The organism is Acidovorax carolinensis, from assembly GCF_002157145.1.
GTDB lineage: Bacteria > Pseudomonadota > Gammaproteobacteria > Burkholderiales > Burkholderiaceae_C > Acidovorax > Acidovorax carolinensis.
The window spans coordinates 1192496-1208176 of the sequence record NZ_CP021361.1 but is presented as its reverse complement, the minus strand read 5'-3'; the positions used below and the strand labels follow the sequence as shown (position 1 = coordinate 1208176).

Sequence of the window (15681 nt, the reverse complement as noted above, 5' to 3'; positions counted from 1 at the left end):
GGGGCACCACCCCAACCCGTTCGGGCTGAGCCTGTCGAAGCCAGGGACCCGATCGAGCGGTGTGCTCAGTTGGAGGGCGGGTGCCGGGATGTGCGCCCGGCGGCGCACCTTCTTTTCTTGCGTCGCCAAGAAAAGAAGGCAAAAGAAGGCGACCCCCAGTCTGCGACCCCTTCGCTGTGCGAAGGGGCAAACCTGCGTCGGGGCGGTTGCGGGGTGCGCCGCAGAACTCACTCCGCGCCTGCGGCGCTCCAATCGGACAACCGCGGCGAGTCAGTTGACGAAGCATGGGCGCTTCGACGCCCATGCCCACCCCGCAACCGCCGCGCCGCAGGCGCAGCCAGCAGGAGTTGGACAGCCGAACATCCAAACAGCCATACGGGCCATCGCTTCGCTCGGCCGCGCCTGCGCAGCGCGAAGCGCTTGCGCCCGCGAAATGGGGCCGAGCAAAGCGATGGCCCGTGCGGCTGTTTGCCCCCAACCCCTTCTGGATGCGCCTGGGGCGCGCAGGGCGCGGGGTGGCGGGTGTGCCGCAGGACACACCCGCATCGTCATCTGACTCGCCGTGGTTGTCCGAGCGCAGCGCGCCAGCGCGTAGCGAGTTCCACGGCGCACCCCGCGCACGAGCACCCCAGGTTGCCCCGCAGCGAAGCGAAGGGGTCGCAGACAGCAGGGTCGCCTTCTTTTGCCTTCTTTTCTTGGCGACGCAAGAAAAGAAGGTGCCCCGCCGGGGGCACATCCCGGCAGACAGCCTCAGCAGGGGCATATAGCCAAATAAGCCCCTAACGCCCGAGCAAAAAACGCAACCAGCTACAAAAACAGGAGCATTCATCACACAGCCCCCCGCCGAGCCCGCCACCGCTGCGCCCACCCCTCAAACGTCAGGTAAATCACCGGCGTGGTAAACAGCGTCAGCAACTGGCTCACGATCAGCCCCCCCACCATCGTCACCCCCAGCGGCTGCCGCAACTCACTGCCCACCCCCGTGCCCAGCATCAACGGCAACGCCCCCAGCAAAGCCGCCATCGTGGTCATCAAAATCGGTCGAAAGCGCAGCAGGCAAGCCTGAAAGATGGCCTCCCGCGCCGGCAGCCCCTGGTCGCGCTGCGCTTCCAGCGCGAAGTCGATCATCATGATTGCGTTCTTCTTGACGATGCCGATCAGCAGCACGATCCCGATCACCGCCACGATGTCCACATCCAGCCCCGCCAGCCACAGCGCCAGCAGCGCCCCCACCCCGGCCGACGGCAGCGTGGACAGGATGGTGACTGGGTGGATGGTGCTCTCGTACAGCACGCCGAGCACGATGTACATGGTGGCCACCGCCGCCAGGATGAGCAGCAGCGTGTTCGACAGCGAGGCCTGAAACGCCAGCGCCGCGCCCTGGAAGCTGCTGTCCACCGACAGCGGCATCAAGCCCGCCGCGCGCGCCGTCGCCTGTTCGGCCTGGATGGCCTTGACCGCGTCGCCCAGCGAAACACCGGGCGCGGTGTTGAACGAAATGGTGGCTGCGGGCAGCTGGCCCACATGGTTCACGGCCAGGGGCATGCTGCGCTCTTCGATGCGCGCCACCGACGACAGCGCCACCGGTTTGCCCGTGCTCGACGTGACGTAGATGGCATTCAATGCCTGCGGGCCCAGCTTGAACGGGGGCGCCACTTCCAGCACCACGCGGTACTGGTTCGACTGCGTGAAGATGGTGGAAATCAGCCGCTGGCCAAAGGCGTTGTACAGCGCGGTGTCGATGCCCGCCACCGTCACGCCCAGGCGGCTGGCCTGGGCGCGGTCGATCTGCACAAAGGCCTGCAGGCCCTGGCTTTGCAGGTCGCTCGCCACGTCGGCCAGCTGCGGCAGGGCGCGCATGCGCTGCACCAGATCGGCGGTGCTGGTCTGCAGCTGGGCCATGTCGGGCGAAGAAACCAGCAGCTGGTATAGCGTGCGCGCCACGCGGTCTTCGATGGTGAGGTCCTGCACCGGCTGGGCATACAGAAGGATGCCCGCAATGTCCTGGGTCGATTCCGCCAAGCGACGCAGCACAACGGGGGCGCGGTCGCGTTCGGCGTGGGACTTCAAGTCGATGAGCAGGCGGCCGGTGTTGAGCGTGGTGTTGGCCCCATCGACCCCGATGAACGAGGACACGCTTTTCACCGCCGGGTCTTTCAGGATGCGCTCGGCCAGCTGCTGCTGGCGCTCGGCCATGGCGGCAAACGAGATGGACTGGTCGGCCTCGGTGGTGGCCTGCAGCGTGCCCGTGTCCTGCACCGGGAAAAATCCCTTGGGCACCAGCACATAGAGCAGCACCGTCAGCCCCAGCGTGGCCGCAAACACCAGCCAGGTCATGCCCCGGCGGTTGAGCACCCACTGCAGCGCCCGGCCATAGTGCGCGATGGTGTGGTCAAAAAACCGGCCCGTGGCCTGGTAAATGCGTCCGTGGCTTTCTTCGGGTGTGTGGCGCAGCAGGCGGGCGCACAGCATGGGCGTGAGCGTGAGCGACACCACCGCCGACAGCAAGATGGCCACCGCCATGGTGATGGCGAACTCGTGGAACAACCTGCCCACCACATCGCCCATGAACAACAGCGGAATCAGCACCGCAATCAGCGAAATGGTGAGCGAGATGATGGTGAACCCGATCTGCCTTGCGCCCTTGAGCGCAGCCTGCAAGGGTAGCTCACCCTGTTCCACATGGCGGGCGATGTTTTCGATCATGACAATCGCGTCATCGACCACAAAACCGGTGGAAATGGTCAGCGCCATCAGCGTGAGGTTGTTGATGGAAAAGCCCGCCAGATACATCACCCCCAGGGTACCCACCAGCGACAGCGGCACCGCCACGCTGGGGATGAGCGTGGCCGAGGCGCTGCGCAAAAAAACAAAGATCACGGCCACCACCAGGCCGATGGCCAGCGCCAGTTCGACCTGCATGTCCTTGACCGAAGCGCGGATGGTGGTGGTGCGGTCGGTCAGCACCTGCACATCCAGCGATGCGGGCAGCGTGCTTTGCAGCTGCGGGAGCAGGGCCTTGATGCGGTCCACCGTCTCGATGACGTTGGCGCCAGGCTGGCGGCGGATGTTGAGGATGACGCCGGCCCTGGACCCTGTTTCGGGCGTGCCCGCCCAGGCGGCCAGGCGGGTGTTCTCGGCATCGTCCACCGTCTGCGCCACATCGCGCAGTCGGATGGGGTTGCCGTTCTTGAAGGCCAGGATCAGGTCGCGGTATTCCTGTGCGGACTGCAGCTGGTCGTTGGCATCAATGGTGGAAGCCCGCGCGGGCCCGTCAAAGCCGCCCTTGGCCTGCTTGACGTTGGCGGCCGCGATGACGGTGCGCACATCCTCCAGCGTCAGGCCCAGGCTGGCCAGTGCCGTGGGATTGGCCTGGATGCGCACCGCTGGCCGGCGCCCGCCCGCAATCGCCACCAGCCCCACGCCGGTAACTTGCGAGAGCTTGGGCGCCAGTCGGTTCTCCACCAGATCATTGAGGCGGATCACCGGCAACGAGGGCGACGTGATGGCCAGCGTGAGGATGGGCGCGTCCGCCGGGTTGACCTTGCTGTAGATCGGCGGCATGGGCAGGTCGCCCGGCAGCAGGTTGCTGCCCGCGTTGATGGCGGCCTGCACCTGCTGCTCGGCCACGTCCATCGCCATGTCGAGCGCAAAGCGCAGCGTGATGACCGAGGCCCCGCCCGAGCTGGTGGACGACATCTGCGCCAGGCCCGGCATCTGGCCCAGCTGGCGCTCCAGCGGCGCGGTGACATTCGATGTCATCACATCGGGGCTGGCGCCGGGGTACAGCGTGGTGACCTGGATGGTCGGGTAATCCACCTCGGGCAGGGCCGAGATGGGCAGAAGCCGGTAGGCCAGCACGCCGGATATCAGCAGCGCCACCATCAGCAGCGACGTGGCGATGGGGCGCAGGATGAAGATGCGCGACAGATTCATGGCAGCAGGGGCCGCACGGCGCGGTGCATGGTTTCAGCGCGCATCGACCGCGGCAGAGGCAGCGGCCGATGCCGGCGCAGCGGCCCCGTCGGCCTGCTGCGTGCGGCGAGCGCGCAGGAAGGCACGGCGCTCGTCGGGCGCCATGGTGGCCAGCTTGTCGCGCTCGGGCTGGGTGAGGCTGCGCATAAGGGCCGCGCGCCGCGCACCGGCGTCTTGCGCGGCCTCGTCGGCACGGGTGGCCGCTCCGGCATCAATCACCGCCACCTTGGCGCCTTCGCGCAGGCGGTCGAGGCCGTCGGTCACGACCTGGTCGCCGTCTTTGAGGTCGCCCTCCACGCTGACCCGGTCGCCGTCGGCCGCGCCCACACGGATGCGCCGCTGCGTCACGGTGCCATCGGGCTGCACCAGATAGACGTAGTTGTTCTGCACCGCCGTGCCGGGCACGGTGAGCGCGTTTGGCAACCGGTTGAGCTGCAGCCGCACGTTGACAAACTGGTTGGGGAACAGCCCGCCGTCCTCATTGGCAAACGCGGCCTTGACCTTGATGGTGCCGGTGGTCGGGTCGATGGCATTGTCGAGCGCGCCCAGGCGCCCGCGCGCCAAACGGTGCTTTTGCTCGCGGTCCCACAGCTCGACGGGCAGCTCGGCACCGTCGGCCAGGCGCTGGCTGATTTGCGCCAGATACGCCTCGGGCACTGAAAACGCCGCGTCGATGGGCTGGACGAGGTTGATGGTGACGATGCCGTTCCCATCGGCGGGGCCGACCACATTGCCCCGGTCGGCCTGGCGCAGGCCCAGGCGCCCGGCAATGGGCGCCGTGATGCGCGTGTAGCCCAGCTGCAGGCGGGCGGCGTCCACCTGCGCCTGGCCGGCGGCCACGGTGCCTTCGAGCTGGCGTACCAGCGCTGCCTGCGTATCCACCTGCTGGGTCGCTATCGAATCCTGTGCCAGCAGGTCTTTGTAGCGCTGCAGATCGAGTTGCGCGTTTTTCAGCAACGCCTGGTCGCGCTGCAGATTGCCCTGCACCTGGCTCAGCGCGGCCTGGTAGCTGCGCGCATCGATCTCGGCCAGCAGCTGGCCTGCCTTGACCTGTTGGCCTTCCTTGAAATGCAGCGCCGTCAGCTCGCCGCTGACCTTGGCCCGCACCACCGCCGTGGCACGCGCGTTCATGGTGCCGATGGCCTGGACCATCACGCGCACATCCTGGCGCCGCACCAGGCCCACCGACACCGGCTGCACCTGCCGCCGGCGCTGAAACGCCCCGGCGCGCGCGTGCCCGGCGCTGTTACGCCCACGGGTGCCGCAGCGCCCTCCGAGCCCGCCTGGCGCTGCGTCCACCACCAGCCCCCGACCGCTGCGAGCGCCAACACCACCAGCAACCCCCACCACCACGCACGCCCGCTCTGGCGCAGGTTGGACCGCAACGGGGGGCAGGAAAAACGGTGGGGTAGCATGGAAAGCGCGGCAAAGTGAAGTCGGGCAATGGTAGCCACCCACCGTCACGCCCCGGTTGCATCTGGCAATGGACGGCCGCCGTGGCCGGGCTTTAGAACGTGCCCGCGATTTCAGCGGTTGGTGGCCAGCAACAGGCCGCCCGCCCCCATGAAAAAACCGCCCGTGGCCTTGTTCAGGCGCACCACCCCACGCGAGGTGCGGATGAATCGGCGAATCTGCCTGCCGCCAGTGGCATAAACGGCGGTCGACACAAACTCGCCCGCCAGATAGATCGAGCCCAGCACCAGAAACTGCCGTGCGGCAGGCTGGCCCGGGTCGATGAATTGCGGAAAGATCGCGGCAAACAGGATGATGGCCTTGGGGTTGGTGATGCCCAGCAGAAATTCCTGCGCGATCATGGCGCGCAGATTGACAGACGATCCAGCCACCCAAGCGCCCTCGCCCTCCACCATGCTCAGCCCGCTGAACGCGCGGCTTCGCCAGGCCCGCCAGCCCAGCCAGAAGAGGTAAAGGGCACCTGCCCATTTCACCACCGTGAAAGCCGCTTCGGACGCCAGCAGCATGGCACCCAGTCCCACCGCTGACACCACGAGAAAAATGGCAAAGGTGGCCACGCGTCCGAGGGTGGCAATCAGCGCCGCGCCCACACCCGCACGGATGCCGTTGTTCAGCCCGCAGAAATTGTTCGGGCCGGGCGTCAGCGAAATGGCCACAGCCACGGGCACAAATAAGAGAGCGTCCATTGCAGATCCTGTGGGACGAAACGAGGAAAGCGCCAGTCTACCGGGGCAGAGCGGCAGCGTCACACGCCGGGCAAATCCACCACCTGATCCCACGGCACACCTGCCAGCGCTTCGTAGTGGGCCACCACAACCATGCGACCAGGCTGGGTGCCGTGATGGGCCAGCGCCCGTGCCAGGTACGCCACGGACGACTTGTCCAGCCCCGCAACGGGCTCATCAATGAGCGTAAGCGGCGCTCCAGAGGCCAACGCCCTGCCATCAGAACCTTGCGCCGGCTGCCTGCGGACAGCGCATGCAGCGGCTTGTCCAGATGGGTTTGCAGCAAAAACCCGGCGAGGTGCGCCTGAAGTGCCGCCGCGTCCCAGGCGCCGTGCTGCTGCGACAAACCGGTGAACCAGCCGCGCGGCGTCAGATCGTTGAGCGCATCCGAGCGCGGGTCGGCCCAGAACACCCGCGCCCGATACGCATCGGGGTCCGTCCGCGCGTCCAGCCCCGCCAGCACCAACCGGCCCGCCTGCGGCGCCAGTTCACCGGCCAGCAGCCGCAGCAGCGTGGTCTTGCCACAGCTTTCGTCCCCGCGCACCAGCGTCAGCCCCGCAGACAAGGTGGCGTGAAAATTGTCCAACACTGCGCATTGCGGGTAGCCAAAAGACAGGCCGTGCACCTGCAGGTCAGGCGATGGGTGGGTCATGAAGTTCGGCGATAACGCCCGGTAAGCGCCGCAACGGGGTCGGCAAATGCTGGCATTCTAAAAACCCTGCCACGCTCCACGACAATCCCGCAACACCCCGCTGCCCTTTTACCGCCATGCCCCTGCGCTACCTTGATTTCGATTTCAGTGAAGACGCCGAAGGCACAGGCACCTTTGATGCCATGGCGAGCGTTGCGCCAGCGCAGGTTCCCCCTTGCAGGCAGAAATAAGCGCCGTGCTCGCATGGGCGCACCAGCACTGGCCCGATGCCTGCGGCCCCTCGGAAGAAGGTGGTGCATGGCAGTACGACCTGCGGGGCGTGCAGGAGGTCAGCACGCCACTGGTGCTCGAATTTGATAAAACCGCGGGACAACTCCGCAGCGTGGCGGGCAGCCCCGCACCACCACGAACCACCATGACCCTGACGATCAGCGGCAACGCCGATTTCTGTGCGGCACTGCGCGAAGCCTTTGGCATTGAATAAGCAGGTCGCATCGGGTTAACCCCCGTTACTCGCACAAAGCCCCACGTTGCAAACAGGTTAATGCGTGGGGCTGCACCCGTCATGCGCTTGGCGCTACAGTCGCGACTCCTTGGTTCAACACAAAACTGGAGAGTCTCATGCTGTCACGCCGCCACTTCCTGGGCGCAAGCCTGGCCACCACCGTTTACGCAGCGGGCTCGTTCGTGCCCGTATGGGCCCAGAACGCGCCCAACTTCGGAACACCCACTCTGCCCCGCCCCGGCTTTAGCCGCATGAAGCTGGGCAATGTGGAGCTGATTGCGTTGAATGACGGCATCACGCGCCGCCCGCTGGGGGAAGAGTTTGTGAAGAACGCGCCGCTGGCAGAAGTGCGTGCGCTGCTGGCGTCCCAGGGCCTGCCCACCGATTACATCGATGTGCCGTACACACCCTTCCTGGTGGTGGCGGGCGCGCGCAGGATCCTCATCGACACCGGCCTGGGCGAGTTTGGTGGCCCCACCACGGGCAAGCTGCTGGAGAACCTGCGCGCAGCGGGCCTGCAGGCCGCCGACATCGACACGGTGCTGATCAGCCACTTCCATGGCGATCACATCAACGGCCTGCGCAACAAGGCAGGAGAGCTCATGTTCCCCAAGGCCAAGGTGATGGTGCCCGCCGCCGAGCACGCCTTCTGGATGGACGACGCCCGCATGGCCGCTGCCCCCGCAGGCATGAAGGGTGCATTCGAGAACGTGCGACGTACCTTTGCCACCATGCCCGCCGACACGCTGGTGCAGTTTGCCGCGGGCACCGAAGTCGCACCGGGCATCCAGTCGGTGGCGGCCTATGGCCACACGCCCGGCCACACGTTGTTCGAGCTCCACTCTGCGGGCCAGAACTTCTTTTACGTGGCCGACCTCACCAATGTGCCCGCCCTGTTCGCGCGCAACCCCGACTGGGCCGTGACCTTTGACATGGATGCCGAAGCCGCCCGCAAGGTGCGCCGCGAGGTGTTCCAGCGCATCACCGCCAGCAATGCCATGCTGGGCGGTTTCCACTTCCCGTTCCCGGCCTTTGGCCGCTTGGCGGCTTCGGGCAACGGCTATGCCTTCCAGCCGGCGGACTGAAGCCCTGGTTACCCGGCGCGCTCTGCTTGGCACCGGTGCGGCCGGTGCGCTGGGCGGCGGCCTGGCACTCATGGCACTGCAGGCCTGGGCCGCACAGGACGCGGATGCCGAGACACTGCTGCGCCACGGTGGCGTGGTAGCCGTATTCCGCCACGCGCTCGCTCCCGGCACTTTTGATCCGCCGGGTTTTCGCCTTGGCGACTGCAGCACCCAGCGCAACCTGAACGACGAAGGCCGGGCCCAGGCCCGGCGCATCGGTGAATGGTTCCAGCAGCGGCAGTTGCAACCCCATAAAGTGCTCTCCAGCCCCTGGTGCCGCTGCATCGACAGCGCCTCACTGGCCTTTGGTGCACCGCAGGTATGGGCCGCACTGGGCTCTCCCCTTGGTTACCCCGAGACAACGGGAGCGGCCCACCTGCGCGAGTTGCGCCAGGCACTGGCAGCCGCGTCGGCGCGCAGCGGCCAGTTCGAGGTGTGGTTCACCCACATGTTCGTGCAGTCCGATCTGGCCAGCGACAGCACCCGGTCGGGCGAAGCACTCATTGTGCGGGCCCATCGCAATGCAGGGCCCCAGGTGCTGGCAAAACTGTCCATCGCGGTCTGAGCACACATCACTCGGCGCGCGTGCCTCACGCCGATTTGCACCCACGCTTTCCCCGCACACACCATCAGGCGACGGCTCGGCAAAGGCCTGCTGTTCGCCCGCGAGGGCAGCTGTGGCCTAAAATCACCCCTTTTCCACCATCACAGAGACCTACCATGGGCAACAAGATCGTCACCGAAGCAGACCGCAAGCGCACCCCCCAACCCAAGCCCATGCCCGGAGTGAGCCTGCCAACGTCTGGCCGTGGCCAGCGCGTGAGCCTGGAGCGCGGTGTCGCTACCCGCAGCAAGAAGAACCCCGGCAAGCGCTCCAAGAAGGGCGGCTGATTCGCCCCCCGGGGCGCCACAACGCCCCACGCACCAATAACAAAGCCCTCGATCGAGGGCTTTGTTATTGGCGACATCCGCTGCCGATGCCACCGGCACGATCGCCTGACCGGTCTCTGGCAGATCGCGCCTGCAACCCACCACCACCCCTTGGGTATTCGGATCCGAACGCACCGTCCGACCTGCGCGCGCATCACTTTCCGCCCACGCAGCAGCAGTGCCAGTGGCTGCGCCCACCCATCCCGTCAACCGTCCAAAACCCGGGCCATGTGCCAGTCCGGCATCAGGCATCACCATGCAAACCAAAAAATAACCACAAACAACACACTGTTACCAATTGGTTTAATATAAAAACAAATGGTTTCAATCACCCCTGGTGCAACGCAAGTCCACTTCAACCACTGAAATAAGGCAGCCCTATGGATCCCGTCGTCGTCTCCGAATACCGCCCCCACCTTGTTGCCATCTCGTTCGCGCTGGCGTTCATTGGTTCATTGATTGCCCTGATGGTCACGCGGCGAATTCGCCATAAAGACGGCTCCGTGCACCGCACGGCTGCGTTGACGGCGGGTGTGGCGCTCGGTGGCATCGGTGTATGGTCCATGCACTTTGTCGGCATGGTGGCGCTCAAGCTGGACGTGGCCAGCAGCTACGGGATTGTCGAAAGCGCCGTGTCGCTGATCGCCGCCGTGGTCTGCACGTCGGCGGCGCTTATCGTCGTGTCCAAGGCACCCAAGGAGCTGCCCCGCATCCTGACCGCCGGTTTGCTGCTCGGCCTGGGCGTGACAGGCATGCACTACCTGGGCATGTACGGCATGAAAATTGGCGGCTACATCAACTGGGACATGCGCACCGTGGCACTGTCGGTGCTGATCGCCGTGGCGGCGGGCACCGCCGCGCTGTGGCTCGCCTTCAACACCCGCAGCTTCGCCAGCCGCATCGGTGCTGCGCTGCTCATGGCCACGGCCGTGTGCGCCATGCACTACACCGGCATGGGCGCCGCCGAGTTCATCTGCACTACGCCCAACCGCTACGCCACCGTGCAGGGCACCGGTCTGGTGAGTTCGCTCGGCCTGGGCTCCGTTGTGGCGGCCTGCGCCTTTGCCATGGCCATGCTCATCTCACTGGACTTGTATGTGCAATGGATGCAACGCTCGGTTGGCAGCAGGCGCCACCAGACCACCTGAAGCGTGACCAGAACGCGCCCCCGAACAGGCTTCAATGCAATCGTGTGGTGTTCGGCCTAGCGCACGCCACACACCAAGGCCCCCGGACCGTTGTGCGCAAGCTCCCGGTCGTTCTTGGCCTGGGCCACTTCCATGTCGCGCGGCAAGGTCACGCCGTTCTTCACGGCGAGGATTTCCGCCATCACGCTCACTGCGATCTCGGGTGGCGTCTTGCTGCCGATGTAGATGCCAATCGGTCCACGCAAGTGCGCCAGGCTCTCGGGCGTCTGGTCAAAATGCTCGATCATGCGGGCGCGGCGTGCTTCATTGTTGCGGCGCGAGCCAATGCCGCCCACATAGAACGCCTCGGTGGACAAGGCCTCCAGCAGCGCCAGGTCGTCCAGCTTGGGGTCATGCGTCAGCGCCACCACGCAACTGCGGCGGTCGGGCTTGAAGGCCCGCACCACGTCGTCGGGCATGTCACTCACCACGGTGGCGCCGGGCACGCTCCAGTTGCCCCGGTATTCCTCGCGCGGATCGCACACCGTGACCGCAAAACCGCTGAACAGCGCCATGGTGGCCAGGTATTCGGCCAGCTGGCCCGCCCCGATCAGCAGCATGCGGTACTCCGGCCCGAAGGTGTTGGTGAGCTGAACCGCATCCACCACCAGATCGCCGGGGGTGTTGGCCAACGACAGGGTGACCCGGCCGTCGGCCAGGCGCACGCTGCGCTGCATCAGCCGGCCGGCTTCGAGCGCCGCGATGAGCTCGGCCAGACTGCCCGGATCGGGGTCGTACTCCAGCAGCAGCTCCAGCGTGCCGCCGCAGGGCAGGCCAAAGCGGTGCGCCTCATCGGCAGACACGCCATATTTCACGAACGATGGCGGGCCACTGGGAATGCGGTGGTCCGCACCGGGGCGGGCATCGCCTGCCGGCGCACTCTGCGCATAGGCCCGGGTGTGCCGGTCAATCAGGTCGTCCTCAATGCAGCCACCAGACACCGACCCCACCACCGCGCCGTCGTCACACAACGCCATGATGGAGCCCACCGGTCGGGGCGACGAGCCCCAGGTGCGCACCACCGTGGCCAGCAACGCGCGCCGGCCGCTAGCACGCCAGCCGTGCAGGGTGCGCAACACCATCACATCCAGGTTTTCCATGGCTTCTTCACCAAATCTATTTGCACGGTTTCCAACAGCACCCTGCGCCGCCACACCCATTCCCGATGAAACTGGCGCGCCCCTGCGCGTACCCCCGTGGAACCGGCTTTGCCGGACCACGGGTGGCGTTCCCCGCTGAGGCAAGACGCCAAGCGGCGCAAAGTTAGCTCAAGTCCACCACCACGCTACCAGCACCAGCGCCGCCGCGCCAGCCACCCACACCCATACCGGGATGCCACCGGGGGAATTGCCATCACCCGCCGCGGCATCGGGCGCACCGCGCAATTGGTCATATTCCGACGGCACCGTGTCCAGCGCATCGTCATCGCGCGGGTAACGGCGCTGCATCTCGTTGTCAAAACGCTTGAAAAAATCTTCGGCCATGCCCTTGGCGGCACCGTCAATCAGGCGTTGGCCCAGCTGGGCGATCTTGCCGCCCACGCTGGCTTGCACGGTGTAGTTCAGTTCACAACCCTCCTGCCCCGCCGCGTCAACAGGCAGCGGCACCAGCAAGACCTGAGCATGGCCCTTGCCAAAGCCGGCCACGCCGCCCGAACCATCAAAGGCGATGGTGTAGCTCTTGGGCGCAACGATGTCGGCCAGCGTGATCTTGCCCGCGAACTTGGCAGACACCGGCCCGATCTTGACGGCCATGGCCACGGCATACTGGTTCTCGCCCGTGGGCTCGACCTTGTCACAGCCGGGAATGCACAGCTTGAGCACCTCGGGGTCGTTGAGCGCATCCCAGGCCTGTTGCTGGCTGACGGCAAGGGTGCGGGTGGCTTGCATTTCCATGGGGATTTCCTCTCTCGTGGTTCTGAACGATTCTGTGGGTCCACAAAGCAGCGCGGCTACTGGCGCATCACCGCGGCCAGGCTGCCCGCCAGTTCCTGCAGGCGACTCAGGTTGTGCACGGCCACCGTGCCATGGGACTGGCGCTGCAACGCGGCCGCGCCCCGCGCCGTGGGCGCGTAGCCCTCGAAGCGCAGCAAGGGATTGAGCCACAAAAGCCGGCCACAGTGGCGGCGCAGCCAGCCCAGTTCCTGCGCCAGCACCTCGGGCGCGCCCGTGTCCAGCCCGTCGCTGATCAGCAGCACCAGCGTGCGCCGCCCGACCAGCCGCCGCGCATGGCGCAGGCGCAGTTGCGCGAGGCTGTCGCCCATGCGGGTGCCACCGGCAAAGTCGGTGATCGCATGGCTGGCCATCTGCAGCAGGGCATCGGTGTCGGCCAGGCGAAAGGCGGGCGTGAGGTCGGTCAGCCCCGTGCCAAAGGCAAACACATCGCGGCGCACGGCAACGCCCGTGTGGCGCGGCGCAGTGGCGGCGTGCAAAAAGGCCAGCAACAGCCGCGCGTAGCGCTCCATCGAGCCGGACACGTCCACCAGCACCAACAGCGGCAGGGGCTGCTGGCGCCGCTGCAGCAGCGGTACGCGAAACACCTCACCGCCATTGCGCGCGGCCTGTTGCATGGCGCCCGGCCAGTGCGGGCGGCTGCCGCGCACGCCCGGCCGGGTGCGTCGGGCCGCATAGCGCGGCACAGGCAAGGGCACATCACGCGCCAGGCGCTCCACCAGCAGGTATTCGCTCGCCGAGAGCTGGTTGAAGTCGGCCTGCCGCAGGCGCTGCAGGTCGCTGGCCGTCATAGCGGCGTCGAAATCCACCTTGTCGTTCTCGCGCGGCCTTGGCGCGTTGCGGGCGGCGCGCACGGGGCCAGCGCCTCGCTCACGCGGGGCGGCGCTTGATGGGCTCGGCCCTGGACTCGGCACTGGGCAGCATCTGCGCCAGCAGCTTCTGCGCCACATTCGGGTTGCGAAAGTACGCGTCGAACAGCTCGCGGAACACCAGGCGGTCCTGCTCGCGGCTGACCAGCACAGCCTCTAGCGCGGCGCTGAAATCCTCGCGCCGCAGGCCCACCAGCAGCACCGCCTGCTGGGCCAGCGCCATGCGCGCGGCGTCTACCCGCACACCGGCGCGGCGCAGGGTGCGGCCAAAGCCGCTCAGGTTATCGGCCAGATTGCCGGTGCGGGCGTCGCCCAGCTGGGAGATAACCCCCACGCCCGGCACTGCCGTGTCCTCGCCGCCCCCCTTCGCAGGCGCAGCCTGCGCTTCGCTGGTCCGTGGGGTCCTCGCGCCTTGGGGCGGCCCGGCGGCGCTCAAGCGGCTCATCTCAAGACGGCTCCGGCACGGGCTGCAGCAACTGCACCGCCATGTCGCGCGTGAGCGCCGCCACATCCTCGCGCTGCTTGAACAGAATGCCTGCGGTGTCGGACACCACTTCGGGATCCACCACGATGGTGTCGAGCGCGACCAGCGCCTTGGCCCACTCCACGCTCTCGGCAATGCCGGGTGCGCGCTGAAATGCGTTGGCAAACGGCTGGCTGCGCAGCCGGCCCACAAAATCCGCCACCTGCTGCGCCAGCGCCTCGCTGGCACCCGGCACCTGGGCGCGCACGATGGCCAGCTCGCGCTCGCGTTCGGGGTAGTCCAGCCAGTGATAAAGGCAGCGGCGCTTGACGGCGTCGTGCAGGTCGCGCGTGCGGTTGCTGGTGAGTATGGTGACCGGCGTGGCCGTGGCCCGCACGGTGCCGATCTCGGGAATGCTGACCTGGTACTCGCCCAGGTATTCGAGCAAAAAGGCCTCGAACGGCTCGTCAGCGCGGTCCACCTCGTCGATCAGCAGCACCGCACCGGGCGCCGGAGCCTGCAGCGCCTGCAGCAGGGGGCGGCGGATGAGGTAGCGGTCCTGGTACACCTCGCGTTCCAGCTGCGCCATGTCGGCACTGCCTTTGCCTTCTGCAGCCCGCATGTGCAGCAGCTGGGCGGCGTAGTTCCACTCGTACAGCGCCTCGCGCTGCTCCAGCCCGTCGTAGCACTGCAGGCGGATCAGGGTGCGTGTGAGCACTTTGGCCAGCGCCTGGGCCAGCGCCGTCTTGCCTACGCCCGGCTCACCCTCCAGCAGCAGCGGGCGCTGCAGCTTGAGCGCCAGGAACACGGCGGTGGCCAGGCGCCGGTCGGCAAAGTAGCCCACGCCCTGCAAAGCCTGCACCAGGGCATCGATGGAGGTCAGCGCGGGTGCGGTCATGGCTGCAGGAAGGGACACGTTCATCACTATATTTTTAATAGCTACCAGCGCTTGATTGAAAAGCGCAAGAGGCCAATTTCATTCAAACACCCGCCCCTGGATGCAGTACGGTGGCGGCGGGTGCTCTACCGCCCGTCAGCCCAGCATCTGCGCCACGGCCCGCTGGGTTTGTACGCTGATCAGATTGGCGCGGTAGGCGGCGCTGGCATGGATATCGGCGTTCAAGTCGCTGGTGTCAATCTTCACGGCGGCAGCGGACTGCGGCGTGAAACTCTGGTTGAGCGCAGCCTCCAGCCCCGCGTGCCGAAACACGCAGCTGGCCGCGCCCGTGATGGCCACGCGCACGCCGCTATCCGTCTGCGCCACAAACACGCCCACCAGCGAAAAGCGCGATGCCGCCTGCTTGAACTTGAGGTAGGCCGCGCGCTTCGGGATAGGGAAACGGATGGCCGTGATCAGTTCGCCCTCTTCCAGGGCGGTGGTGAACATGCCCACAAAGAAGTCGTCGGCTGCGATCTCGCGCCGGTTGGTGATGACGGTGGCAGAGAGGCCCAGCACGGCGCTGGGGTAGCAGGCGGCGGGGTCGTTGTTGGCCACCGAGCCGCCCAGCGTGCCGCGCGCGCGCACCTGGCGGTCGCCGATGTGCGAGGCCAGCTCAGCCAGGGCCGGGATGGCGGCCTTGACCTCGCTGCTCGCGGCCACGTCCATGTGGCGCGCCATGGCGCCGACCACCAGCGCATTGCCGTCGAGACGGATGCCGGCCAGTTCGGGGATGTTGTTGAGGTCGATCACCTGGCCCGGATTGGCCAGGCGCAGGCGCATGGAGGGCAGCAGGCTTTGCCCGCCGGCCATGGGTTTGCCGCCCGCAGCGGCCAGCCTGGCGGCGTCGGCCACGCTGGCGGGGGTTTCGTAGGTGAATGCGTACATG

General features: G+C 66.8%; 12 protein-coding genes and 2 pseudogenes. 5 read left to right on the top strand and 9 right to left on the bottom strand.

The genetic code is table 11. The features are described from left to right. Nucleotides 1-828 precede the first annotated feature (828 nt). The 4 genes from CBP34_RS05660 to CBP34_RS05645 all read right to left on the bottom strand — a co-directional run bounded on the left by CBP34_RS05660 (nucleotide 829) and on the right by CBP34_RS05645 (nucleotide 6825). Nucleotides 829-3936, bottom strand: coding sequence for a multidrug efflux RND transporter permease subunit (locus CBP34_RS05660; RefSeq protein ID WP_094097519.1), 3108 nt, complete (start codon nucleotides 3934-3936; stop codon nucleotides 829-831). A 33-nt stretch (nucleotides 3937-3969) separates the two neighbouring features. Further along, entirely contained in the window at nucleotides 3970-5325 is a 1356-nt protein-coding gene (locus tag CBP34_RS05655; protein WP_236748521.1) for an efflux RND transporter periplasmic adaptor subunit, read from the bottom strand. A gap of 176 nt (nucleotides 5326-5501) precedes the next feature. Next, on the bottom strand, nucleotides 5502-6134 hold the full coding sequence (locus CBP34_RS05650) for a LysE family translocator (protein ID WP_094097518.1): 633 nt from the start codon (nucleotides 6132-6134) through the stop codon (nucleotides 5502-5504). Nucleotides 6135-6171: 37 nt separating this feature from the next. After that, a complete protein-coding gene (locus CBP34_RS05645; RefSeq protein WP_236748520.1) occupies nucleotides 6172-6825 on the bottom strand; it encodes an ABC transporter ATP-binding protein in 654 nt (217 codons plus the stop codon). 116 nt (nucleotides 6826-6941) lie between these two features. Between CBP34_RS05645 and CBP34_RS05640 the strand changes: the two are divergent. The 5 genes and pseudogenes from CBP34_RS05640 (at nucleotide 6942) to CBP34_RS05625 (ending at nucleotide 10532) form a co-directional block, all read left to right on the top strand. Next, nucleotides 6942-7309, top strand: a pseudogene (locus CBP34_RS05640) (hypothetical protein). A 137-nt stretch (nucleotides 7310-7446) separates the two neighbouring features. Further along, on the top strand, nucleotides 7447-8415 hold the full coding sequence (locus CBP34_RS05635) for an MBL fold metallo-hydrolase (protein ID WP_094097517.1): 969 nt from the start codon (nucleotides 7447-7449) through the stop codon (nucleotides 8413-8415). Further along, entirely contained in the window at nucleotides 8393-9019 is a 627-nt protein-coding gene (locus tag CBP34_RS05630; protein WP_094097516.1) for a histidine phosphatase family protein, read from the top strand. The genes CBP34_RS05635 and CBP34_RS05630 overlap by 23 nt, the downstream gene beginning before the upstream one ends. Before the next feature lie 155 nt (nucleotides 9020-9174). Continuing rightward, nucleotides 9175-9345, top strand: a complete 171-nt coding sequence (locus CBP34_RS19620; RefSeq protein WP_167372724.1) for a hypothetical protein — start codon at nucleotides 9175-9177, stop codon at nucleotides 9343-9345. Between the two features lie 419 nt (nucleotides 9346-9764). Then, complete coding sequence (locus CBP34_RS05625) at nucleotides 9765-10532, top strand: MHYT domain-containing protein (protein WP_086911793.1); 768 nt, start codon at nucleotides 9765-9767, stop codon at nucleotides 10530-10532. A gap of 56 nt (nucleotides 10533-10588) precedes the next feature. Here CBP34_RS05625 and CBP34_RS05620 read toward each other — a convergent pair whose 3' ends face one another. From CBP34_RS05620 to CBP34_RS05600, 5 genes and pseudogenes are all read right to left on the bottom strand, one after another. After that, nucleotides 10589-11671, bottom strand: a complete 1083-nt coding sequence (locus CBP34_RS05620) for an XdhC family protein (RefSeq protein ID WP_086928651.1) — start codon at nucleotides 11669-11671, stop codon at nucleotides 10589-10591. 168 nt (nucleotides 11672-11839) lie between these two features. Beyond that, the gene (locus CBP34_RS05615) at nucleotides 11840-12466 is read right to left on the bottom strand and encodes a CoxG family protein (RefSeq protein ID WP_086926886.1); all 627 of its coding nucleotides are present in this window, start codon (nucleotides 12464-12466) and stop codon (nucleotides 11840-11842) included. Nucleotides 12467-12522: 56 nt separating this feature from the next. Continuing rightward, a pseudogene (locus tag CBP34_RS05610) lies at nucleotides 12523-13726 on the bottom strand (vWA domain-containing protein). A 112-nt stretch (nucleotides 13727-13838) separates the two neighbouring features. After that, complete coding sequence (locus CBP34_RS05605) at nucleotides 13839-14753, bottom strand: AAA family ATPase (RefSeq protein WP_086913986.1); 915 nt, start codon at nucleotides 14751-14753, stop codon at nucleotides 13839-13841. 135 nt (nucleotides 14754-14888) lie between these two features. Next, nucleotides 14889-15680 (bottom strand): FAD binding domain-containing protein, encoded by a 792-nt coding sequence (locus tag CBP34_RS05600; protein ID WP_094097515.1) that lies wholly within the window; start codon nucleotides 15678-15680, stop codon nucleotides 14889-14891. Nucleotide 15681: the final 1 nt, after the last annotated feature.